Origin of the sequence: Phaeobacter sp. NW0010-22, from assembly GCF_040365955.1 — a bacterium.
Taxonomy (GTDB): domain Bacteria; phylum Pseudomonadota; class Alphaproteobacteria; order Rhodobacterales; family Rhodobacteraceae; genus OMPR01.
In genome coordinates, this window is the sequence record NZ_BAABWT010000001.1 from 122,968 (window position 1) to 142,071 (window position 19,104).

Below are 19,104 nucleotides of genomic sequence, written 5' to 3' on the forward strand. Positions count from 1 at the left end.
GTCTACGCCTGTCGGCGCATGGATAAATCCATGCGCCGCTTCATCGTGTTACGGTTAGATTTGTTTCGGGGTCAGATGGTTTCAGCCATCAGTTTGGCCACGTCTAGCATGCGTGCGGAAAATCCCCATTCGTTGTCGTACCATCCGAAAACGCGGACCTGATTTTCGCCCACCATTCGGGTTTCAGGGCCTGCAATGACCAGCGATTCCGGCCGTGCGCGCAAATCTGAAGACACCAGTGGCATGTCCGTCCAGCCAAGCACAGCTGAGGTTTGCACAGCTTTTTGCAGGGCAGATAGGAATTCTGCTTCACCCATTCCGGTTTCGAGTTGCACAACCAAATCCACAGCCGAAACACTGGCCGTAGGAACCCGCACGGCAGCGCCACTGATGCGCCCGGCGAGGTGGGGCAGAACCGTATCGATCAGATGCGTTGCACTGGAAGTGGTTGGAACCATTGACAGCGCCCCGGCCCGGGAGCGGGCCAGATCACCGCGGGGGGCGTCTACCATCGGTTGGCTGTTGGTGTAGCAGTGAATGGTTGTCATGTGACCTGAAGCAATGCCACCGATCTGATCCACAACTTTGACCAGTGGCGCAAGCCCATTGGTGGTGCAGGATGCGTTGGAGACAATCCGGGCATTGCCCAATTGCGCCTCATTCACGCCCAACACAATGGTCTCTTCGGCTGCCGGGGAAGGGCCCGAAATCAGAACCTTCTTCGCGCCGGCACTCAGACCCCGTCCGGCAACATCTGACGTCCGAGCGATGCCAGTACAGTCGAGGACCACATCAATGCCAGTCAGATCCAATCGGGTTAAATCAGGCGTATGAGTCATTGGGATGGAATGGCCATCCACAATGAGCGCCTCGTCTCCGGCCAGAACCGCGCCCGGATACGGTCCAAAGGTGCTATCGTATTTGAATAGGTACGCACAGGTTTCCAGCGAGGCGATGTCGTTGATCTGTACCAGTTCGACATTGGATTCAGACGGCAGGGCCAACACCTGCCGCAGAATCGTGCGGCCAATACGGCCGAATCCGTTGATTGCGAGTCTCATGTCAAAGCTATGGCAGGAGCCGGAGCCGACCTCAATCCTCGTTCCGCCTCAGATCACTTGCAGGCAACCTGCGTATAGAACTGACCCGAGATGTTTTGATACATACTGGACCTGATCACATTACATCCCGTCGCTTGCTGGACCGCTGCAATCGCTTGCGTGGTCCGCATTCTGGCAGGGGGGCCAAAAGGGTTCAGGTTGTTTGTGTCGCGCGTGGCCCGATAGATCACAGGGGCCTCTGACACTTGGGTCACAGCCCATGTTCTGCTCAGAACGTTTACGGATTTACTGGGCTGTTCGTTGATAGTCGGCACCATCTCACACGCGCTGAGTGCAAGCGTCGCCGCCAGCCCCATCAAAACACTACGCAGCTTCATTTGCGGTTCTCCCAGATACGTCACATTTGGGGAAGTTGACCAAATTGCGGGCCGGGTGTGAAGCCCCAGCCTGTGTTTTTGACAATTTGCCCCGGATTAACGTTGCAAAAGGGTCAGCGGCATGTGGCGATTGACGTCTTTGTACAACAAATACCGGAACGGACCGGGGCCACCAGCATAACAGGCCTGTGGGCAAAACGCGCGCAGCCACATGAAATCACCGGCTTCAACCTCAACCCAGTCTTGGTTCAAACGATAGACGGCTTTGCCCTCAAGTACATAGAGGCCGTGCTCCATGACATGGGTTTCGGCAAAGGGGATAACGCCGCCGGGTTGGAACGTGACGATGTTCACATGCATATCGTGGCGCAGATCATCAGGTTCAACAAAGCGAGTGGTGGCCCATCGCCCTTCGGTTCCGGGCATTGGATTGGGGGCAACGTCTTGTTCGTTAGTCACAAAAGGCTCGGGTCGATCTAAACCATCAACAGCTTCATACGCCTTGCGTACCCAGTGGAAACGGGCAATCGGCCCTGCATGGTTGTGAACGGTCCATTTGGACCCGGCAGGCAGATAGGCATAGCCACCCGGTTCCATCACATGGGTTTCACCTTCTATCGTCAGAGAAATTGCGCCTTCGACGACAAACAGAACGCCTTGGGCCTTTGGATCTGTCTCGGGGCGATCACTGCCGCCGCCGGGCTGCAGCTCCATGATGTATTGCGAGAACGTTTCGGCAAAGCCGCTGAGCGGACGTGCCAAGACCCAGACGCGGGTCTTTGTCCAGAAGGGCAGGTTCGAAGTCACGATATCACGCATCGTGCCTTTTGGGATCACGGCATAGGCGTCGGTGAACATGGCGCGGTCGGTCAGCAGCTGTTCCTGTCCGGGGTGGCCACCTGTCGGAGCATAATATTTGGGATGTGTCATGGTCGACCTCGCTTTCGTGTTGCGCCCACTATGAGAGCAAAGAACAGGCGGCTCCTAGCCGGGAACCACGGATAGCTTTATTCGGGAAAATTTGAAGATTTTACCGTTGTCGCCGCGTCTGCTTTGGACAAGCCCGGGTGGGCCGTGTAACCATAGTGAAAAGGTGCCCGCTGAATTGGCTTGCAGGGGCTCAACCATTCGAGGGTCTTATGAAGTATTTGATTTCGGCAATTTTTCTAGCAACCGTAGGAATCGTCAATGGGCAGCAGGCAGACGCGAAATCGCTGTCTCAGATGATTGCGGACACCGGTCTCAGCCCCGAAGACTTTAGCCTGATGAATGCAGCAACAGATGCCCTGCTTGCTAAGGGGACACCTCAGACCGGGCAGCAGCAATCCTGGTCCAACGCCGACACGAAATCAAAGGGCGTTGTCCGGGTGCAGGGTCTTCGGAATAACTGCGTTTACTTACAGCACCAAACTTATCCCAAGGGGCGTGCCAAACCGTTTGAGATGCGCAACCGTCTGTGCAAAGACAAAAGCGGAAACTGGGTCGCGGTTCCCTGATTTACAGCTTATATTTTGAGTTTGTTCAATTATGGTTCAGCCTAAAACAGTCCAACAAAAGAAGAGGGAAGACGAAGACATGAAGTATACCGAAGAACATGAGTGGCTGTTGCCCGAAGGGGATCTGATCGTGGTTGGCATCACTGCTCATGCGGCGGAACAACTCGGGGATGTTGTTTTCCTTGAATTGCCCGAAGTTGGCACCGAAGTGGTCAAAGACGATGAAATCGTCGTGATTGAATCGGTCAAAGCTGCCTCGGATATTTTGGCCCCGCTGGATGGTGAAATTGTCGAGGTGAACGAAGCTTTGACTGACAACCCCGGTAAGGTGAATGACGACCCAACAGGTGATGCTTGGTTCTTCAAGATGAAGCCAGCGGACCTGTCGCCCATGGACGAATACATGGACGAAGCCGCATACAACAGTTTCATCGGATAAATTCGGATTATGGTCTTGGCTCAGCGCCTCGGGATATCCTGAGGCGCTGACGTGAAGCTTTAGTACCCGCGCGCACGATCAACTTCGTGCAACAGTGTTTCGCCGGTGCTGAGACGGCGAAAATTCTCTGCGACATCCTTTAGGGCCTCGCCCAAATGCCACCCGGACACATGGGGGGTTATGGTTACTTTGGGGTGCGCCCAAAGCGGGTTATCGGCGGGCAAAGGTTCCTGGCTCACAACGTCGAGGATCGCATGCTCCAGTGGGCCATTGTCCAATGCCACCATCAGCGCGGCTTCATCAATGAGATCCCCTCGACCTGCGTTCAGCAAGTGGCTGCCAGGCTTCATTTTCGATAGCAATGCGCGATCAAAAAGCCCGCGCGTGTCTTCGGTGGATGGCAGGATGGCGCACACAAAATCACATTCCCCCAACATGGCTGGCAGGGCGTCATACCCATGCAGGCAGTCAACGCCTTCGATGGTTTTGGGGGATCGGCTCCATCCTTTGACCTTGAAGCCGATGTCGCGCAACATTCCGGCTGAGCGACTGCCAATATGGCCAAGCCCAAGCACGCCCACCACCGTATCAGGGGTATATCGGGGTTCTATGGGTTCCCACGCGGCATTGGATTGCGATGCGGCGTGTTCGGACAGGTGGCGTTGTGCCCTTAAAACGTAGGCCAGAAACCATTCGGCAATTTCACGCGCAGGCGCATCGGGTTTTAACCGGGTGACCCGAACATGATCGGCAAGGGCGGGATGATTGACGATGGTTTCCACCCCAGCCCCCAGTTTTTGAACCAGTTGCAGGTTCGGCAGCTGCGCTGTGCGATCCGAGTTCAGACTGACAACCGCTGCCATTGTGATGTCTTCAGGGTTGCCCATATCCGTGCTGATGCGCACATCGGCGTCGGGCATACTGGCCAACACCTGCGCCGCCAGATCGCTTTCTTCCATCCATCCCGTTATCCCGATATCGATCAGCAGCGCCATGTTTCTTTCCTTTGTAGACAAACCATTCGATTACGTGCCGTCACACGTCTAGACTCTCATCCGGCAGCTAAGTCATCCTCTTTGTCAAAGGTAAAGCGTTGTTTTACCGGATCGAAGAGGATGGAATTTATGAACATGATGTTTGGAATGCGGGAAGAGAACCGCAAGTTGCTGGATCGGGTCGCGACGATGATCCGCGAAGACATCATGCCGATGGAAGAAGAATACCAAGCCGAGATCGCAAAAGAAGATCGCTGGCAGTATACCGCCCGTCAAACTGAGATCCTCGAAGGGCTAAAGGCCAAAGCCAAAGCCGCTGGATTGTGGAACTTTTGGCTGACTGACAGTGACAAAGGCTTTGGCCTCAGCACTGTTGAATATGCATATTTCGCCGAAGAAATGGGTAAAACCCCGCTGGGCGCCGAGGTGTTCAACTGCGCCGCGCCTGACACCGGCAACATGGAAGTGTTCGAGCGCTACGGCACCGAAGTGATGAAGCAAGAGTGGCTGGCCCCCTTGCTTGAGGGTAAGATCCGCTCGGCCTATCTGATGACGGAACCTGATGTGGCCAGCTCAGACGCGACAAACGTGCGTATGTCCTGTGTGCGGGACGGCGATGACTATGTTCTGAACGGTGAAAAGTGGTGGTCGTCAGGCGCCGGTGATCCACGGTGCAAGGTTTACATCGTCATGGTGAAGACCGCTGGCGAAGAGATGCCCAAGCACCAGCGACAGTCGATGATCGTGGTGCCGGCAGATGCCGAAGGGATCGAAATCCTGCGTCCGATGCAGGTCTATGGCCATGACGATGCGCCCCACGGTCACATGCACATTCGGTTCACCAACGTGCGCGTGCCCGCTGACAGCATCCTGCTGGGCGAAGGGCGCGGGTTCGAAATTTCACAAGGACGGCTTGGCCCCGGACGTATCCACCACTGTATGCGCGCCATCGGTCAGGCGGAATCCGCATTGGAACAGATGTGCAAACGCTCGTTGCAACGCGAAGCGTTTGGCAAGAAGCTGGCCAATCTGGGCGCCAACTTTGACATCATTGCGGAATGCCGGATGGATATCGAAATGGCCCGACTGCTGTGCCTCAAGGCGGCTTGGTATATGGATCAGGGCGACCCACGCGCCGCGGCACCTTGGATCAGTCAGATCAAAGTGGTTGCGCCGCGTGTCGCGCTCAAGGTGATTGACGAGGCGGTTCAGATGTTTGGCGGGGCTGGCGTGAGCCAAGATACACCGCTGGCGATTGCTTGGACACATGTGCGGACCCTGCGTTTGGCAGACGGACCAGATGCGGTTCACCGTCGTCAGGTGGCGCGTGTTGAACTAAAGAAGTACACCCAAGAAAAAATCTGAAGGTGACAAGATGAAAGACACTCTCTTTGGTGGCGCGACCTATTTCACGCAAACTCCTGAGGGGGTGTTCTTGGGCAATGACCCCGCACGGGGACCTTGGTCCCCGGATCATTGTCATGCCGGCCCTGTGACCGGATTGGTGGCCCGGGCCGCTGAAACCGCTGTTGGTCCCGACAAAATGCTGACCCGTCTCACGCTGGATGTGTTGCGTCCGCTGCCCGTCGCCGGGTTGGTTATTGAAACGGAATTGACCAGAAACACGCGCACCTTGGCGACCACGCGGGTTGAGGTGCACGGGCTGGATGGAACGTTGTGCATGACGGCCACGTCGATGCATTTGACCCGGAAAACCATGGCGGACGTGCCAACCGCACAGGTCCAGCCGTTGAATTTTGAGGATGCGATCCCTGCTGACCCGCTCTTGGTCGGGGCTCTGCACGACAAGCCATCGTTTGGCCAATATACGGAAACCGCTTTTCCTCCGGGTGTGACACGCGAACCAGGGCCCAAGACGGTTTGGATGCGCACGCCTGCGTTGTTAAAAGGCGAAGATCCATCGCCGATCCAATCCATGTGCGCGCTAGCGGATTGTGGCAACGGGATTTCGTGGAACGCCCCGCCGGTTAAACTGGGTTTTATGAACACAGACCTGACGCTGCAGATCCATCGCGAGCCGGTGTCAAACTGGCTCGCGTCCGAAGCGATTTCGCATTGGCATGACAACGGTGTAGGGATGTCGCATTCCATCCTGCACGACACCCAAGGGCCTGTAGGCGTTGCGCTACAAACCTTGGTTCTTCATCCGATCAAAGCCTGATCAGGCAAACGGATCTTGTGAATACACAACACCTGCAAGGTACAACCCTTGTGGGGGGCAAACCGGGCCGCAGGCTGCGCGCTCTTTCGCCTCAAGTGCCTCGCGCACATCTTCGGGTGTCCACGACCCTGCACCGACGCGTTCCAGCGTGCCAACAAAGCTGCGGACTTGATTGTGCAAGAACGAACGTGCGCGCACGTGGAAATGCACCTCGGTCCCTGCAAACCCATCAACCTGTTCAACGCGTAATTCATCTAATGTTTTGATGGGGCTGAGTGCCTGACAGATGGTTGACCGAAACGTGGTGAAATCGTGCTTACCTAGCAACATGTCGGCCGCGCGCTGCATCTCTTGCACATTCAGTGGGTTACTCACCTGCCAAACCTGCCCCTTGTCATGCGTCGCAGGGGCGCGGCGGGTTAGGATGCGGAACAAATATTGGCGCTCCAACGCAGAAAAGCGTGCGTGCCAATCGTCATCAACCCGAGAACAGGCGACAATCGCAATTGGGTTTGGCTTCAAGTGGTAATTCAGCGCCTCGGACAATCGAAAGGGGTCCCAATCCCGCGTCATGTCACAATGTGCAACCTGTCCCAGCCCATGCACCCCGGCATCGGTACGCCCGGCTGCTGCGACGGTATGGGGGCCTGGTTCCAGCTTGGCCAGGGCCGATTCAATCGTGCCTTGAACTGAAACGTGTTCCTTTTGCCTTTGCCATCCGACAAAGGGTGCTCCGTGGTATTCGACTTTTAACGCAAAACGTGGCATGGGCGCGCTGGTAACGTGATGATGGATACAAGTCTAGGCATGGCGTGTTGGTCTTCCTATCTTGAAGCAAAGCAATAGGGGCAGCGGTTTGGTATTTTCTTCTCTCGCCGACAATTTGATACGCGGCGTTGAATCTGTAGGCGACTCAATTTCCGAGGCGTTTTTTGAACCGGTGCTCCGAGTGGGTGTCACAGGGCTGGCGCGATCAGGCAAGACAGTGTTCATTAGCTCTTTGGTTGCGAACTTGCTGGACCGGGGACGGATGCCGGGGCTAGTGGCGGCTCAAGAGGGGCGGATCGAAGCCGCTTATTTGCAACCCCAACCGGATGATACGGTTCCGCGTTTTGATTACGAGGCACATCTTGGTGCACTGACTGGCCCCACGCCACATTGGCCCGAAAGCACACGTGCCACATCAGAGCTGCGCTTGTCGCTGCGTGTGCGCCCCTCGGGGTTGCTGAGCGGTCTGCAAGGTCCGCGTACGGTGCATTTGGATATTGTGGATTATCCCGGCGAATGGCTGTTGGATCTGGCCTTACTGGACAAAAGTTATGAGGACTGGTCGCGCGAAACATTGGATCGGCTGCAAAGCCGCGCTTGTGCAAGTGATTTTCTGGCACTGGCCGCCAAAACGGAGCCCGCAGCAGCCCATGCAGAGCCAGAGGCCCAAAGCCTTGCGCGCGCTTTTGCCGACTATCTATCTGACGCGCAGATCGAAGGGTTTTATGACTGCACTCCGGGGCGGTTTTTGCTGCCGGGTGATTTGGCGGGCTCGCCTGTTTTGACTTTTGCCCCTCTTGCTGTCCAAGGTGTCGGCCCCCGGCGCAGCCTGCATCGGGAAATGCAGCGGCGGTACGAGGCATATAAATCACAGGTCGTGAAGCCGTTCTTTCGGGATCATTTCGCCAAGATCGACCGGCAGGTGGTATTGGTTGACGCTTTGGGTGCCATCCACAAAGGGCCCCAAGCAGTCGAGGACATGCGCCGGGCTATGGCGGATATTCTAGGGGCATTTCGCCCGGGGCGGAATGCGTGGCTGACCCGATTACTGTTGGGCAAGCGAATTGACCGGATCCTGTTTGCGGCGACCAAAGCGGATCACCTGCATCACACGCAACACGCGCGCCTGACAGCGATTATCGAGGCCCTGACCCGTGAAGCCCGTGACCGGGCACAGTTTGCAGGTGCCGATACCTCGGCCTTGTCGCTGGCGGCCTTGCGCGCCACAACCGAAGAAATTCGCAGCCACAATGGGCGTGACTTGCCCTGCGTTCGCGGGATTTTGCAGGAAACCGGAAAACCCGCCGCGTTTTATCCAGGTGAATTGCCACAAGATCCCGGCCATCTGTTGGGCCCGGCCAGAGACGGTGCAGATACATGGTTGGATGCAGATTTTCAGGCGATGTCATTTGCGCCATCGCCCCTGACATTGGTGCCCGGCGACGGCCCTCCGCATATCCGGCTAGATCGGGCGGCGCAGTTTTTGATTGGTGATCGGCTATGACACCTGTTCTGCGGCCAGCGCGTTCGACCGAAACGGGGAGTTTAGGGGCGATTTTGTACGATTCAGTGAATACGGCAGAGGGTACGGCAGGTCTGTATTCGCTGGCAGAAACCATCGCCTTTTGCGGAGTGATGATCGACCGGAGTTGGGTCACAGTCGCAGAGCAGGACGGAAGGGCCGTCGGCTTCATGGCGTTGGACGGGGATGAGATCTGTAGCCTCTATGTAGCGGCTGATGCACAGGGGCAGGGGATTGGGCAGCAGTTGTTGGCTTTTGCTCGACAGCAGGTATCCCGTCTGACAGTGCGCGCCGTTCAGGCCAATATAGGGGCACAGCGGTTTTATCTGCGCCACGGCTTTACCGAACAAGTTCGTGGAAACGGCCGCGATAACGAAGAAAACCTGCCGAACATTACCTATGTTTGGCAACGCGAGGGGCGTGCAGCATGACCAAAGGTCCGGTTTTGATTGATCTTGACGACGAAACGCAAGAGGGCCCCCAAGTTGCTGATGCACCACCGGTGCCGGAACTTGTGGCGCCAACCGGGCAGGCCATGCAGATGGCCGCGCGTGTTGCCGCGCGCAAGCCATCCCCCCTGTCGAAATGGTTCTGGGGGTTGGCGATGGCGGTGCTCGGGGCGATGGTCTCGGTCGCGGCGTGGGATTTCGCCAATTCGTTGATCCTGAGGATGCCGATCTTGGGTTGGGCCATGACCGGGTTGCTGGGCGCGTTTGTTGTGGTTCTGTTGCTGATTGCGATCCGCGAAATTGCTGCGATTGGTCGACTGAGCCGTATTGATGGCGTGCGGCAGGCCGCTGACACTGCCTTGGCCGATCAAAGTTTGGATCAGGCCCGCGCGGTGATGAAGCGTCTTGATGCGTTGTATTCCGGGCGAGAGGATACGCGCTGGGGGCGCGAGCGGCTGGCCGAACGTACATCGGATCAATTTGATGCGGTTGCGTTGATGGACCTTGCCGAGGCAGAGCTGTTGGCCCCGCTTGATGCAGCCGCCTTGCGCGAGGTCGAAGTCGCCGCCCGGCAAGTTGCAACAGTAACGGCCCTTGTGCCATTGGCCTTGGCGGATGTGGCCACGGCGCTGACGGCGTCGCTGCGCATGATCCGGCGCATTGCTGAAATATATGGGGGGCGGGCCGGGTTCTTGGGGAGCTGGCGCCTGACCCGTGCTGTTTTCACCCATTTGGTGGCCACGGGTGCCGTGGCGGTTGGGGATGATCTGCTCGAACCGATCCTTGGCGGATCTATCCTGAGCCGTTTGTCCCGTCGTTTCGGCGAGGGGTTGGTGAATGGCGCGCTGTCCGCGCGGGTTGGGATTGCCGCGATGGAAGTGTGCAGGCCCTTGCCATTTTCCCAGCGTCACCAACCCTCGGTACGCAAGGTGATTAAAAACGCCCTTGGCGGGTTGTTCTCGAAGGGGTCAGAATAATACGGGAGGTGCGTCTTTGGGCTGGCGCATCGACACGATTCCTGTGCGGAACCCTTCGCCAATCCGCTGCGCCAGAACGGCCCATTTGCGGCCGATATCATGGGGCAACTCTTCGGATAGCACTTGGTAAAACAGGTCGAGCCAATCGGGGAAATGTTCGGCCTTGATGTCGGGGCGAGACACATGAACCCGCATCGGGTTGCCGTTATAGCTACCCTCGCGCAGGATTGCATTGCGCCAGAACCCGGCGATCTTTTCCTCATGTTCGGGCCAGTCCGTGACATGGTTTGCAAATACCGGACCCAGCACCGCGTGGGTTCGAATGCGGCCATAGAACACCGCGACGACGCGGTTTATCTCTTCTGCCGATATGTCGAATTTGCGCAACGGGTTGGGCAGGGGCTGATCGGTCATGTCATGTCTCACCAGTTTATCATGCTCAGAGATAGAGAGCGCATCGCAGCTGGGAAACCCCCTTTGACCTGACGCAAAGCTGATATGCATTAAAGCTGACAAGATGATCTGACCCCTAGCCAGCCAATCGGAGCCAGCCATGCAGGACCACAGCCACGAGCCAGAGGATATCGCGCAGCGGATCGGAACGGCGAAGGGGCATGGCGTTCTGCGGGATGTGGTGTATGGGGCGATTGATGGGTCTGTGACAACGTTTGCGATTGTGGCTGGTGTTGCTGGGGCAGGTTTGTCGCCGTTTATTATTGTTGCTCTCGGGCTGGCGAATGTGTTGGCTGACGGCTTTTCCATGGCCGCAGGCAATTATTCAGGGACCAAGGCCGAGTTGGACAATATCCAACGCCTGCGCGCAATTGAGGAGCGTCACATTGCGCGATACCCCGATGGCGAACGCCAAGAAGTGCGCGAGATCCTGAGCCAAAAGGGCCTGAGTGGTCAGGTGCTGGAGGACGCGACACAGGAAATCACGTCAGATCGCAACAATTGGATCCAGCTTATGTTGGATGGGGAATACGGCCTTGGGGGTGTTGACCCGCACCCCTTGCGGGCTGCGATGGCGACGTTTTTCGCCTTTCTCGTCGCGGGTATGATCCCGTTGGTGCCCTTTTTGTTGGGGCTTGAGGATGCCTTTACATACTCGGCCTGGATGACCTTGGGGGTATTTTTTGCGATTGGCGCGTTGAAATCACACTGGTCCCTGGCGCCTTGGTGGCGGTCGGGGGCGGAAACACTGGCCATTGGGGGTGTCGCTGCGGGCATAGCCTATGGTGTTGGGACGCTATTCAATCAGTGAAGCACTGGGATCAGGGAAACCAACCTGCGGCAACCGGGCCCTCTGGACGGGGTCGCAAACCCGGCCTATAAGCCGACCCAAGATGTTTGGTATGTCGATCATTATTCGAATTATAAACCCGGCGCTCTGATAGACGAGACGCCGGGCAAAGGTGTTTGAGAACTCGCGCCGACCCAAACCGTTCCCCTGATACGCTGATCCAAAGGACGCCACACATGTGCGCCGACACTCCTGAAACGCCCGACTACAAATCCACGCTGAACCTGCCCAAGACCGATTTCCCAATGCGCGCTGGCTTGCCCAAGCGCGAGCCCGAATGGCTGGCCCGTTGGGAAAAGATCGGTGTCTATGACCGTTTGCGCGAAAAAGAGGGGCGGACGCCCTTTACCCTGCATGATGGCCCTCCTTATGCGAACGGTCACCTGCACATCGGCCACGCGCTGAACAAGACCATCAAAGACATGATCGTGCGCTCCCATCAGATGATGGGTCATGACGCGCGCTATGTGCCGGGTTGGGATTGCCACGGCCTGCCGATCGAGTGGAAGATCGAGGAACAGTATCGCAAAAAGGGCAAGAACAAGGACGACGTTGATGTCGTCGATTTCCGTCAGGAATGCCGCAAGTTCGCCGAAGGCTGGGTGGATATCCAGCGTGAGGAATTCAAGCGTTTGGGCATCACTGGCAATTGGGCTGATCCCTATTTGACCATGGCGTATCACGCCGAGGCAGTGATTGCGGGTGAATTCCAGAAATTCCTGATGAATGGCACGCTGTACCAGGGCTCTAAGCCTGTGATGTGGTCGCCGGTGGAAAAAACCGCGCTGGCCGAAGCCGAGATCGAGTATCACGATCACAAATCGCACACGATCTGGGTTCCGTTTGCGTTCCAGAATGCTGAGGGTGATCTGGCCGAGGCGCGTGTTGTGATCTGGACCACGACCCCGTGGACGATCCCGTCGAACAAGGCGGTCGCCTATAACAACAAGGTGGCTTATGGCCTGTATCGTGTAGACGCGACCGAGGAAGAAAGCTGGACCAACCCAGGTGAGCTATACCTTTTTGCAGATGCGTTGGCGGCGGATGCGTTGGGTAAATCACGTGTCACGGAATACACCAAGGTCCGTGACGTGCAGGCGGCTGAATTTCATGGCCTGATCTGTAAGCACCCGTTCAATGGGGCAGATGGGGCCGAAGGTTATTGGGACTATGAGGTTCCGATGATCGATGGCGATCACGTGACGGATGATGCGGGTACAGGATTTGTACACACCGCACCCAGCCACGGTGCCGATGACTATGAAGCCTTTGTCGCGCGCAACTGGATCGACCGGATGACCCACAACGTGGGCGAAGAATCCGAGTTCCTGCCGCATGTGCCGTTCTTTGCTGGTCTGCAAGTTTTTGACCGCAAGGGCAAAGAGGGCAAAGCCAACAACGCTGTGATCGCCAAGCTGGTTGAAGCCGGTGGCATCATCGCGCGCGGTCGTGTGACCCACAGTTATCCGCATTCGTGGCGCTCCAAGGCGCCTATCGTGTTCCGCAACACGCCACAGTGGTTTGCATCAGTGGACCGCGCGGTGGGCGACGGTCAGGATACCTATGGCAAAACCATCCGGGATCGGGCGTTGACCTCGATCGACGAGCTGGTGAAATGGACCCCGGCGAACGGTCGCAACCGTCTGCATTCGATGATCGAAGCACGACCTGACTGGGTTCTGTCCCGCCAGCGCGCCTGGGGTGTGCCACTGACCTGTTTCATCAAAAAGGGTGCCTTGCCCACTGACCCTGATTTCCTGCTGCGCGATGATGCGATCAATGCCCGTATCGTTGAGGCGTTCGAGGCCGAAGGCGCGGATGCATGGTATGTCGACGGGGCCAAGGAACGGTTCATCGGCGACGCCGCCAACCCGGATGACTATGAACAGGTGTTCGATGTTCTGGATGTCTGGTTCGACTCTGGGTCAACACACGCTTTTGTTCTGCGCGACCGCGAAGACGGCACCGAGGACGGCATCGCTGACGTCTATATGGAAGGCACCGATCAACACCGGGGCTGGTTCCACTCGTCGTTGTTGCAGGCCTGTGGCACCAAAGGTCGTGCGCCCTATCGCAATGTTGTGACGCATGGGTTTACGCTGGATGCCAAGGGCATGAAGATGTCCAAATCGCTGGGCAATACCATCGTGCCGGAAACGGTCGTCAAACAGTATGGCGCGGACATTCTGCGCCTGTGGGTGGCACAAACCGATTACACCAACGATCAGCGGATCGGGCCTGAGATCCTGAAAGGGACCGCGGACAGTTACCGTCGTTTGCGCAACACCATGCGTTTCATCTTGGGGTCATTGGCAGACTTTGACGAAGCGGACCGCGTTGAAAACATCGAGGACATGCTGCCATTGGAGCGCTGGGTGCTAAGCCGCTTGGCTGAATTGGACGAAGTCGTGCGCGAAGGCTACGCCAAGTTCGATTTCCAAGGCGTGTTCTCAGCCGTGTTTAACTTTGCCACGGTGGATCTGTCATCGTTCTACTTCGATATCCGCAAGGATGTGCTGTATTGCGACGGCGACAGTGACCGTCGTCGCGCGGCGCGGACCGTTCTGGACATTCTGTTCCACCGTCTGACCACATGGTTGGCACCTGTTCTGGTGTTCACCATGGAAGAAGTTTGGCTGGAGCGGTTCCCGGGTGATGAGAGCTCGGTCCATATGATCGACTTCCCGGAAACGCCTGCCAGCTGGCGAAACCTGCAGAACGAAGAAAACGTTGCCAAAGTGCGCCGTGTTCGTCGTGTCGTAACTTCGGCGTTGGAATTGCAGCGTCGGGAAAAGGTCATCGGGTCCAGCCTTGAGGCAGCCCCGGTTGTGCATGTTGAAGACGAAGAAACCCGTCGTTTGATGGCCTTGGTTGATATGGACGACGTCTGCATCACCTCGGGCCTGACTATCAGCGCTGACCCTGCGCCTGCCGAAGCGTTCCGCCTGCCGGAAACGGACGGCGTTGGCGTGGTTTTCGAAATGGCAGAAGGCGAAAAATGCCAGCGTTGCTGGAAAATCTTGCCTGATGTTGGAAAGCACGCTCACGCAGGAACCTGTGGCCGTTGCAGCGACGCACTGGGCTAAGTCTCGGTACATGAAACAGTATGGGCCTCTTCCAGAAATGGGAGAGGCTTTTTTTGTTGATGGCCCGAAACAAGCTGAAAATGTGCGATGGGCCTTGTCGGATGCGATTAGATCTGAGAGCGTTTGAAAATGGCTATGATAACAGTTGATACTCAGTTTGGGCGGCTTGGCATTCTGGAAGAGGATGGCGCCATAACCAAACTCGTTTGGGATGGCGTGGATGATGATCCCGATTCGGAATTGTTGCAGGAAGCGGCGGCGCAGCTAAGGGCTTATGACGCCGGGAAGCTGGAGAATTTTGATTTGCCTCTAAGGGTGGAGGGGTCAGACATGCAAAAAGCCGTGTGTGCTGCCATGTCGGCAATTCCGTTTGGCTACACACGGACATACGGGGAGTTGGCCAAGGAATTGGGATATTCGGCGCAATCCGTGGGGCAGGGATGCGGTGGTAACCCTATCCCGGTGATTATTCCCTGCCATCGTGTGATGGGGGCCAAAGGGCTGACGGGGTTTTCCGGCAAGGGTGGCGTTGAAACCAAAGTTGCATTGCTGCGTCATGAAGGGGCGGCCGGCCTTCTGATCTGAGCCAGATCAAGGCACCGTCGCTGGAAGTGAGACAGAGTATAAAATAGGATTTTCAAGGAGAACCAAATGTCTGACCGTGCAGCGTTAAAGAAATCTGTTCATGATTGTCTGATGTCGTTGGAAGAATCCGAACTGGCGACCGCGATCGCGCATTACGAGGCATTTCTCCAGAACTCTCAGCTGGATGCACGCGAAGTGCACGACAAGGATGATATCGTGGCATCTCGTGAGAATGCGGATCTCGCTGCTGCGTTTGACACTCCGGTTCAAACCCACCACGCCAAGATTGACGCGATTGAAAACACTGACTTTTCGCTGATGGATGTTGTGGGGCCGGGGGCCGTCGTGAAGTTCGGCGATCGGCGGTTTATCGTTTGTATTTCAACAACTCGATTTGACGTCGGGGGAGTCACCTATATGGGGATTTCGACCCAAAGTCCGATTTACCGCGCGATGGCGGGGCTGAAAGCGGGCGAAAGCTTTAGCTTCAACGGTCGTGACCTTGAAATTCAGGATGTGCTTTAGGCCGCGCGTTCTGGGATCACCTGTTGGGCGATCCCGGCAAACAACAAGTAAACGCTGGTCACGATAAGACCCCAATGGGCCCAGCTTTCCGGGTGGAAATCCACCCAGGCAGCCCATCCTGCGAAAAATGTCCACGCCAGCGCAATAGGCAGCGACACGTTGCGCCACCGTTCGGTGCGCACGGGGTGGATGAATTTCAGAGGTAAGAACATTGAAACGGCGACGACGGTCACCAACACAAAGCTGACCCAGAAATTTGGCTCCAAAGCGAAGATCACGAGGACAACCATATTCCAGCACCCGGGGAAGCCGGAAAAGGAATTGTCCTTTGTCTTCATGCGCGTATCGGCAAAATACATCGCGCTGGCGAAGGTGATGACGATAATGGCGAACCAGCCTGTCCAGCCATCCATCAAGCCCGATTTGAACAGCGCAAAGGCGGGGATAAACACATAGGTCAGATAGTCGATAATCAGATCCAGCAGGACACCGTCAAATTCCGGGGCGTTGGTTTTGACATTGTACCTACGGGCCAGGGGGCCATCGATTCCATCAACGAAAAACGCAACCACAAGCCAGAGGAACATAAGGCTCCATTTGGCATCAACGGCGGCCAGCATTGCCAACATGGCAAAGACGGCTCCGGTAGCGGTGAGCAGGTGAACGGAGAGGGCGCGGATATGAGGTGTCATGGGCATGTATTGACCGAAAATGAAGCGAAGCGCAAACTGTTGATGGGGTGAATTACGTCCAGCGGCGGTGAAACACCGCGGCCAGTTTTTGAGATTTAGGCCTTGGGGTGGCTACGATTGTAAACGGCCATCAGGTGGGCGGTGTCGACGGCTGTATACGCTTGGGTTGTCGAAAGAGAAGAGTGCCCCAACAATTCCTGAATTGCGCGTAGATCGCCACCTGCGGTGAGCAGGTGCGTTGCAAAGCTGTGACGCATCGCATGCGGGGTGGCGGTTGCGGGCAGGCCAAGTTGCATGCGCGCCTTTGCCATGGCGGTTTGGATAGCACGTGGGTTCAACGCGCCCCCACGGACACCCCGGAAAAGGGGGGCATCGGGGGATTGGGTGTGCGGGCATAGCTTCAAATAAGTGTCTACTGCGTCGCGGGCGGCTGGAATGACCGGGACAATGCGTTCTTTGCCACCCTTGCCGCGTATCCGAAGCGTCGCGCCAAGCGGGGTGTCCGAGCCAGTAAGAGAGAGTGCCTCGGATATCCGCAAGCCGCAGCCATACAAAAGGGTAACCACCGCGACGTCGCGCGCGGCAACCCAGTTTGTGAGGGATTGCAGTTCAACGGTTTCGATCATGTCCCGCGCTGCATCCTCGGCTAAGGGGCGCGGGAGTTTTTTCTGAAACTTGGGGGATCGCGTGGACAAAACGGCGGTGGGTTCGAACCCTTCCCGTTCCGCCAGCCAGCGATAGAAGCCTTTGACAGCTGAGAGTTTGCGCGCAAGGGAGCGGGCGCCGACCCCGCCATTTCGCGACTGGGCCATCCAAGCCCGCATGTCGGATACGGTGATTTTGGCCAGTGCCATCAGTCCTTGCGATTGCCCATGGTGCAGGGTCATGAAGGACAGGAATTCGCTCACGTCGCCCTGATAGGCCGTCAATGTGTTTTCTGCGCGCCCGGCCAGCGATTTTTCACGCTCTAACCAACCTTGAAGTGCATCACGGCAGGCTGGAGAGATCAATGTCATGACAGCCAGTGGCGCATGGAGCGTTCAAAGACGCTGGCAAAAAAGGCCAAAAGATCGGTGCCCTGCTGGGGCGTGAATTGATGGGGATCTTCGGCCCCCATGGCCAGCATGCCGGGCAAGCGTCCGTTGCCAAAATCGAGTTTCAGGCAGGCCTCGGAGCGGATCCAATCCGCGCGGTTGCCGTACACTTGGCCCGAGGCCTGTTGCAATTGGCGCAGCGTGACTTGTCGTGAGGGGGTGCCGCGCCCGTAAGTCAGGTAGCTGTCGATAAAGCCGGGCTCTGCCACACTGAGGACATCGCCGAGGCGCTGAACGCTGGGGTCGTTGTCGTTTTGAACAGACTCCAGAACCAAGGTGATGGCGTCTACGCGCAAGATTTCCGCAACCTCGCCACCCAGATCCTGCAGGAAGTGTTCGAATTCCATCGGATCAAGCATGCGCAGGATCGCGCGGTGCACCTGATTGGTGCCGGCCAGGTTTTCATAGGCGGCTGCAATCACCGAACGATGAGTGTCTTCGAGCCGGTCAAGTCGCGCCTCGAGCCGTTCCATCGCGATTCCGCGCAGATCCACGATGTTCCCGCCCATCGCGCGCTCGTTGGCTGCGACCAGCGCATGCATCAGGTCCTGATCGTCCAAAATGGCGTCAGGCTTGGCAATAATGGTGTCACGCAGTGACGGGTCGAGTTTCGGGCTGCTGCTCATTCCGGCCTCGTTATCTATTGGGCGTGTTTATAACATGACTTTGTGGTTTTGCCCGTTGAAAATCAGGGCAGTCGGTAAAAATTGTCCTAATTTTACTAAGATCCGCCGATAAAAGGGGGGCTCCCGCCTGTGCGGACCTGATCAGAGATCAGGTTCCTCCTGTTGGGCGTAGCCCCGAACCCGGTGGGTTCGGGGCTGTATCGCGATATTTCCATGGGCATCCAAACGGCCCTTGGTCATATTATTAGAGGATTTTGATGTCTGCGGCTTTGATGTCGGCCAGGAATGTTTCCAGCCCTTTGTCGGTCAAGGGATGGTTCACCATCGCTTTGATCACGCCGGGAGGGGCGGTGATGACATCGGCACCAATCCGCGCAGAATCCAAGATGTGGTTCACCGACCGGATCGAGGCGGCGAGGATCTGAGTCTCAAAGCCGTAGTTGTCGTAGACGTTGCGGATGTCTTCGATCAACTCCATGCCGTCGAGGTTGATATCATCCAAGCGGCCGATGAAGGGAGAAATGAATGTCGCGCCGGCTTTGGCGGCCAGCAGCGCCTGATTGGCGGAGAAGCACAGGGTCACGTTGACCATGTGGCCGTCATCGGTGAGGGTTTTACAGGCTTTCAAGCCATCCCAGGTCAATGGGACCTTGACCGCGATGTTTTCAGCGATCTCAACCAGTTTGCGGCCTTCGGCGATCATTGTGTCAGCGTCTACGGCTGTCACTTCGGCGGATACGGGGCCGTCGACCAGCGCACAGATCTCTTTCGTGACATCAATGATGTCGCGGCCCGATTTTTTGATGATCGAGGGGTTGGTGGTTACACCGTCGACCATGCCCAGATCATTCAGCTCGGCAATGGCGTCGATGTCAGCGGTATCAACGAAGAATTTCATGGGGCAGTCCTTTGATGGGTTGGCCTCTG

21 protein-coding genes are annotated in these 19,104 nt (G+C 56.8%); 11 read left to right on the forward strand and 10 right to left on the reverse strand.

Annotated features, from left to right (window positions below):
- Nucleotides 1-71: 71 nt before the first annotated feature.
- From ABWV33_RS00455 to ABWV33_RS00465, 3 genes are all read right to left on the reverse strand, one after another.
- Nucleotides 72-1,061, reverse strand: coding sequence for a type I glyceraldehyde-3-phosphate dehydrogenase (locus tag ABWV33_RS00455; protein WP_113821854.1), 990 nt, complete (start codon nt 1,059-1,061; stop codon nt 72-74).
- Nucleotides 1,062-1,114: 53 nt separating this feature from the next.
- Nucleotides 1,115-1,438, reverse strand: coding sequence for a hypothetical protein (locus ABWV33_RS00460; protein ID WP_251134518.1), 324 nt, complete (start codon nt 1,436-1,438; stop codon nt 1,115-1,117).
- 96 nt (nt 1,439-1,534) lie between these two features.
- Nucleotides 1,535-2,368, reverse strand: a complete 834-nt coding sequence (locus ABWV33_RS00465; RefSeq protein WP_353328558.1) for a bifunctional allantoicase/(S)-ureidoglycine aminohydrolase — start codon at nt 2,366-2,368, stop codon at nt 1,535-1,537.
- Between the two features lie 209 nt (nt 2,369-2,577).
- Here ABWV33_RS00465 and ABWV33_RS00470 point away from each other — a divergent pair, with 209 nt between their 5' ends.
- Together ABWV33_RS00470 and gcvH are read left to right on the forward strand one after the other, a co-directional pair.
- Complete coding sequence (locus ABWV33_RS00470) at nt 2,578-2,934, forward strand: hypothetical protein (protein WP_121999446.1); 357 nt, start codon at nt 2,578-2,580, stop codon at nt 2,932-2,934.
- A gap of 79 nt (nt 2,935-3,013) precedes the next feature.
- Nucleotides 3,014-3,373: a glycine cleavage system protein GcvH gene (gcvH, locus tag ABWV33_RS00475; RefSeq protein WP_113821851.1), complete on the forward strand. Its 360-nt coding sequence runs from the start codon at nt 3,014-3,016 to the stop codon at nt 3,371-3,373.
- 59 nt (nt 3,374-3,432) lie between these two features.
- On the opposite strand, the gene ABWV33_RS00480 is transcribed toward gcvH, so the two are convergent.
- Complete coding sequence (locus ABWV33_RS00480) at nt 3,433-4,368, reverse strand: 2-hydroxyacid dehydrogenase (protein ID WP_353328560.1); 936 nt, start codon at nt 4,366-4,368, stop codon at nt 3,433-3,435.
- A gap of 129 nt (nt 4,369-4,497) precedes the next feature.
- Between ABWV33_RS00480 and ABWV33_RS00485 the strand changes: the two genes are divergently transcribed.
- Both ABWV33_RS00485 and ABWV33_RS00490 read left to right on the forward strand, forming a co-directional pair.
- On the forward strand, nt 4,498-5,733 hold the full coding sequence (locus ABWV33_RS00485; RefSeq protein ID WP_113821849.1) for an acyl-CoA dehydrogenase family protein: 1,236 nt from the start codon (nt 4,498-4,500) through the stop codon (nt 5,731-5,733).
- Between the two features lie 10 nt (nt 5,734-5,743).
- Nucleotides 5,744-6,550 (forward strand): thioesterase family protein, encoded by an 807-nt coding sequence (locus tag ABWV33_RS00490; RefSeq protein ID WP_353328562.1) that lies wholly within the window; start codon nt 5,744-5,746, stop codon nt 6,548-6,550.
- On the opposite strand, the gene truA is transcribed toward ABWV33_RS00490, so the two are convergent.
- On the reverse strand, nt 6,551-7,318 hold the full coding sequence (gene truA / locus ABWV33_RS00495) for a tRNA pseudouridine(38-40) synthase TruA (RefSeq protein ID WP_353328564.1): 768 nt from the start codon (nt 7,316-7,318) through the stop codon (nt 6,551-6,553).
- An 88-nt stretch (nt 7,319-7,406) separates the two neighbouring features.
- Here truA and ABWV33_RS00500 point away from each other — a divergent pair, with 88 nt between their 5' ends.
- Genes ABWV33_RS00500 through ABWV33_RS00510 form a run of 3 tightly spaced genes read left to right on the forward strand, consistent with a single transcriptional unit; the run spans nt 7,407 to nt 10,266 of the window.
- Nucleotides 7,407-8,822 (forward strand): YcjX family GTP-binding protein, encoded by a 1,416-nt coding sequence (locus tag ABWV33_RS00500; RefSeq protein ID WP_353328566.1) that lies wholly within the window; start codon nt 7,407-7,409, stop codon nt 8,820-8,822.
- Nucleotides 8,819-9,271 carry a GNAT family N-acetyltransferase gene (locus ABWV33_RS00505; RefSeq protein ID WP_353328567.1) on the forward strand — a complete coding sequence of 151 codons (453 nt, stop codon included), beginning with the start codon at nt 8,819-8,821 and terminating at the stop codon, nt 9,269-9,271. Before ABWV33_RS00500 ends, ABWV33_RS00505 begins: the two co-directional genes overlap by 4 nt.
- Nucleotides 9,268-10,266 carry a YcjF family protein gene (locus ABWV33_RS00510; protein ID WP_353328569.1) on the forward strand — a complete coding sequence of 333 codons (999 nt, stop codon included), beginning with the start codon at nt 9,268-9,270 and terminating at the stop codon, nt 10,264-10,266. Before ABWV33_RS00505 ends, ABWV33_RS00510 begins: the two co-directional genes overlap by 4 nt.
- Here the strand turns inward: ABWV33_RS00510 and ABWV33_RS00515 are convergent.
- Nucleotides 10,258-10,680: a group III truncated hemoglobin gene (locus ABWV33_RS00515; protein WP_353328571.1), complete on the reverse strand. Its 423-nt coding sequence runs from the start codon at nt 10,678-10,680 to the stop codon at nt 10,258-10,260. The two genes, ABWV33_RS00510 and ABWV33_RS00515, sit on opposite strands and share 9 nt — an antisense overlap.
- Before the next feature lie 139 nt (nt 10,681-10,819).
- Here ABWV33_RS00515 and ABWV33_RS00520 point away from each other — a divergent pair, with 139 nt between their 5' ends.
- The 4 genes from ABWV33_RS00520 to ABWV33_RS00535 all read left to right on the forward strand — a co-directional run bounded on the left by ABWV33_RS00520 (nt 10,820) and on the right by ABWV33_RS00535 (nt 15,765).
- Nucleotides 10,820-11,530, forward strand: a complete 711-nt coding sequence (locus tag ABWV33_RS00520) for a VIT1/CCC1 transporter family protein (protein ID WP_353328573.1) — start codon at nt 10,820-10,822, stop codon at nt 11,528-11,530.
- Nucleotides 11,531-11,745: 215 nt separating this feature from the next.
- Nucleotides 11,746-14,655 carry an isoleucine--tRNA ligase gene (gene ileS / locus ABWV33_RS00525; protein ID WP_353328575.1) on the forward strand — a complete coding sequence of 970 codons (2,910 nt, stop codon included), beginning with the start codon at nt 11,746-11,748 and terminating at the stop codon, nt 14,653-14,655.
- Nucleotides 14,656-14,784: 129 nt separating this feature from the next.
- The gene (locus ABWV33_RS00530; protein WP_113821841.1) at nt 14,785-15,240 is read left to right on the forward strand and encodes a methylated-DNA--[protein]-cysteine S-methyltransferase; all 456 of its coding nucleotides are present in this window, start codon (nt 14,785-14,787) and stop codon (nt 15,238-15,240) included.
- A 66-nt stretch (nt 15,241-15,306) separates the two neighbouring features.
- Nucleotides 15,307-15,765 carry a hypothetical protein gene (locus ABWV33_RS00535; RefSeq protein WP_353328577.1) on the forward strand — a complete coding sequence of 153 codons (459 nt, stop codon included), beginning with the start codon at nt 15,307-15,309 and terminating at the stop codon, nt 15,763-15,765.
- Here the strand turns inward: ABWV33_RS00535 and ABWV33_RS00540 are convergent.
- The 4 genes from ABWV33_RS00540 to fsa all read right to left on the reverse strand — a co-directional run bounded on the left by ABWV33_RS00540 (nt 15,762) and on the right by fsa (nt 19,075).
- Complete coding sequence (locus ABWV33_RS00540) at nt 15,762-16,457, reverse strand: CDP-alcohol phosphatidyltransferase family protein (protein WP_113821895.1); 696 nt, start codon at nt 16,455-16,457, stop codon at nt 15,762-15,764. The two genes, ABWV33_RS00535 and ABWV33_RS00540, sit on opposite strands and share 4 nt — an antisense overlap.
- Before the next feature lie 95 nt (nt 16,458-16,552).
- Entirely contained in the window at nt 16,553-17,473 is a 921-nt protein-coding gene (locus ABWV33_RS00545) for a tyrosine recombinase XerC (RefSeq protein ID WP_353328579.1), read from the reverse strand.
- Nucleotides 17,470-18,177 carry a DUF484 family protein gene (locus tag ABWV33_RS00550; protein WP_121999459.1) on the reverse strand — a complete coding sequence of 236 codons (708 nt, stop codon included), beginning with the start codon at nt 18,175-18,177 and terminating at the stop codon, nt 17,470-17,472. Before ABWV33_RS00550 ends, ABWV33_RS00545 begins: the two co-directional genes overlap by 4 nt.
- 244 nt (nt 18,178-18,421) lie before the next feature.
- Complete coding sequence (fsa, locus tag ABWV33_RS00555) at nt 18,422-19,075, reverse strand: fructose-6-phosphate aldolase (RefSeq protein WP_113821837.1); 654 nt, start codon at nt 19,073-19,075, stop codon at nt 18,422-18,424.
- Between the last annotated feature and the right edge of the window lie 29 nt (nt 19,076-19,104).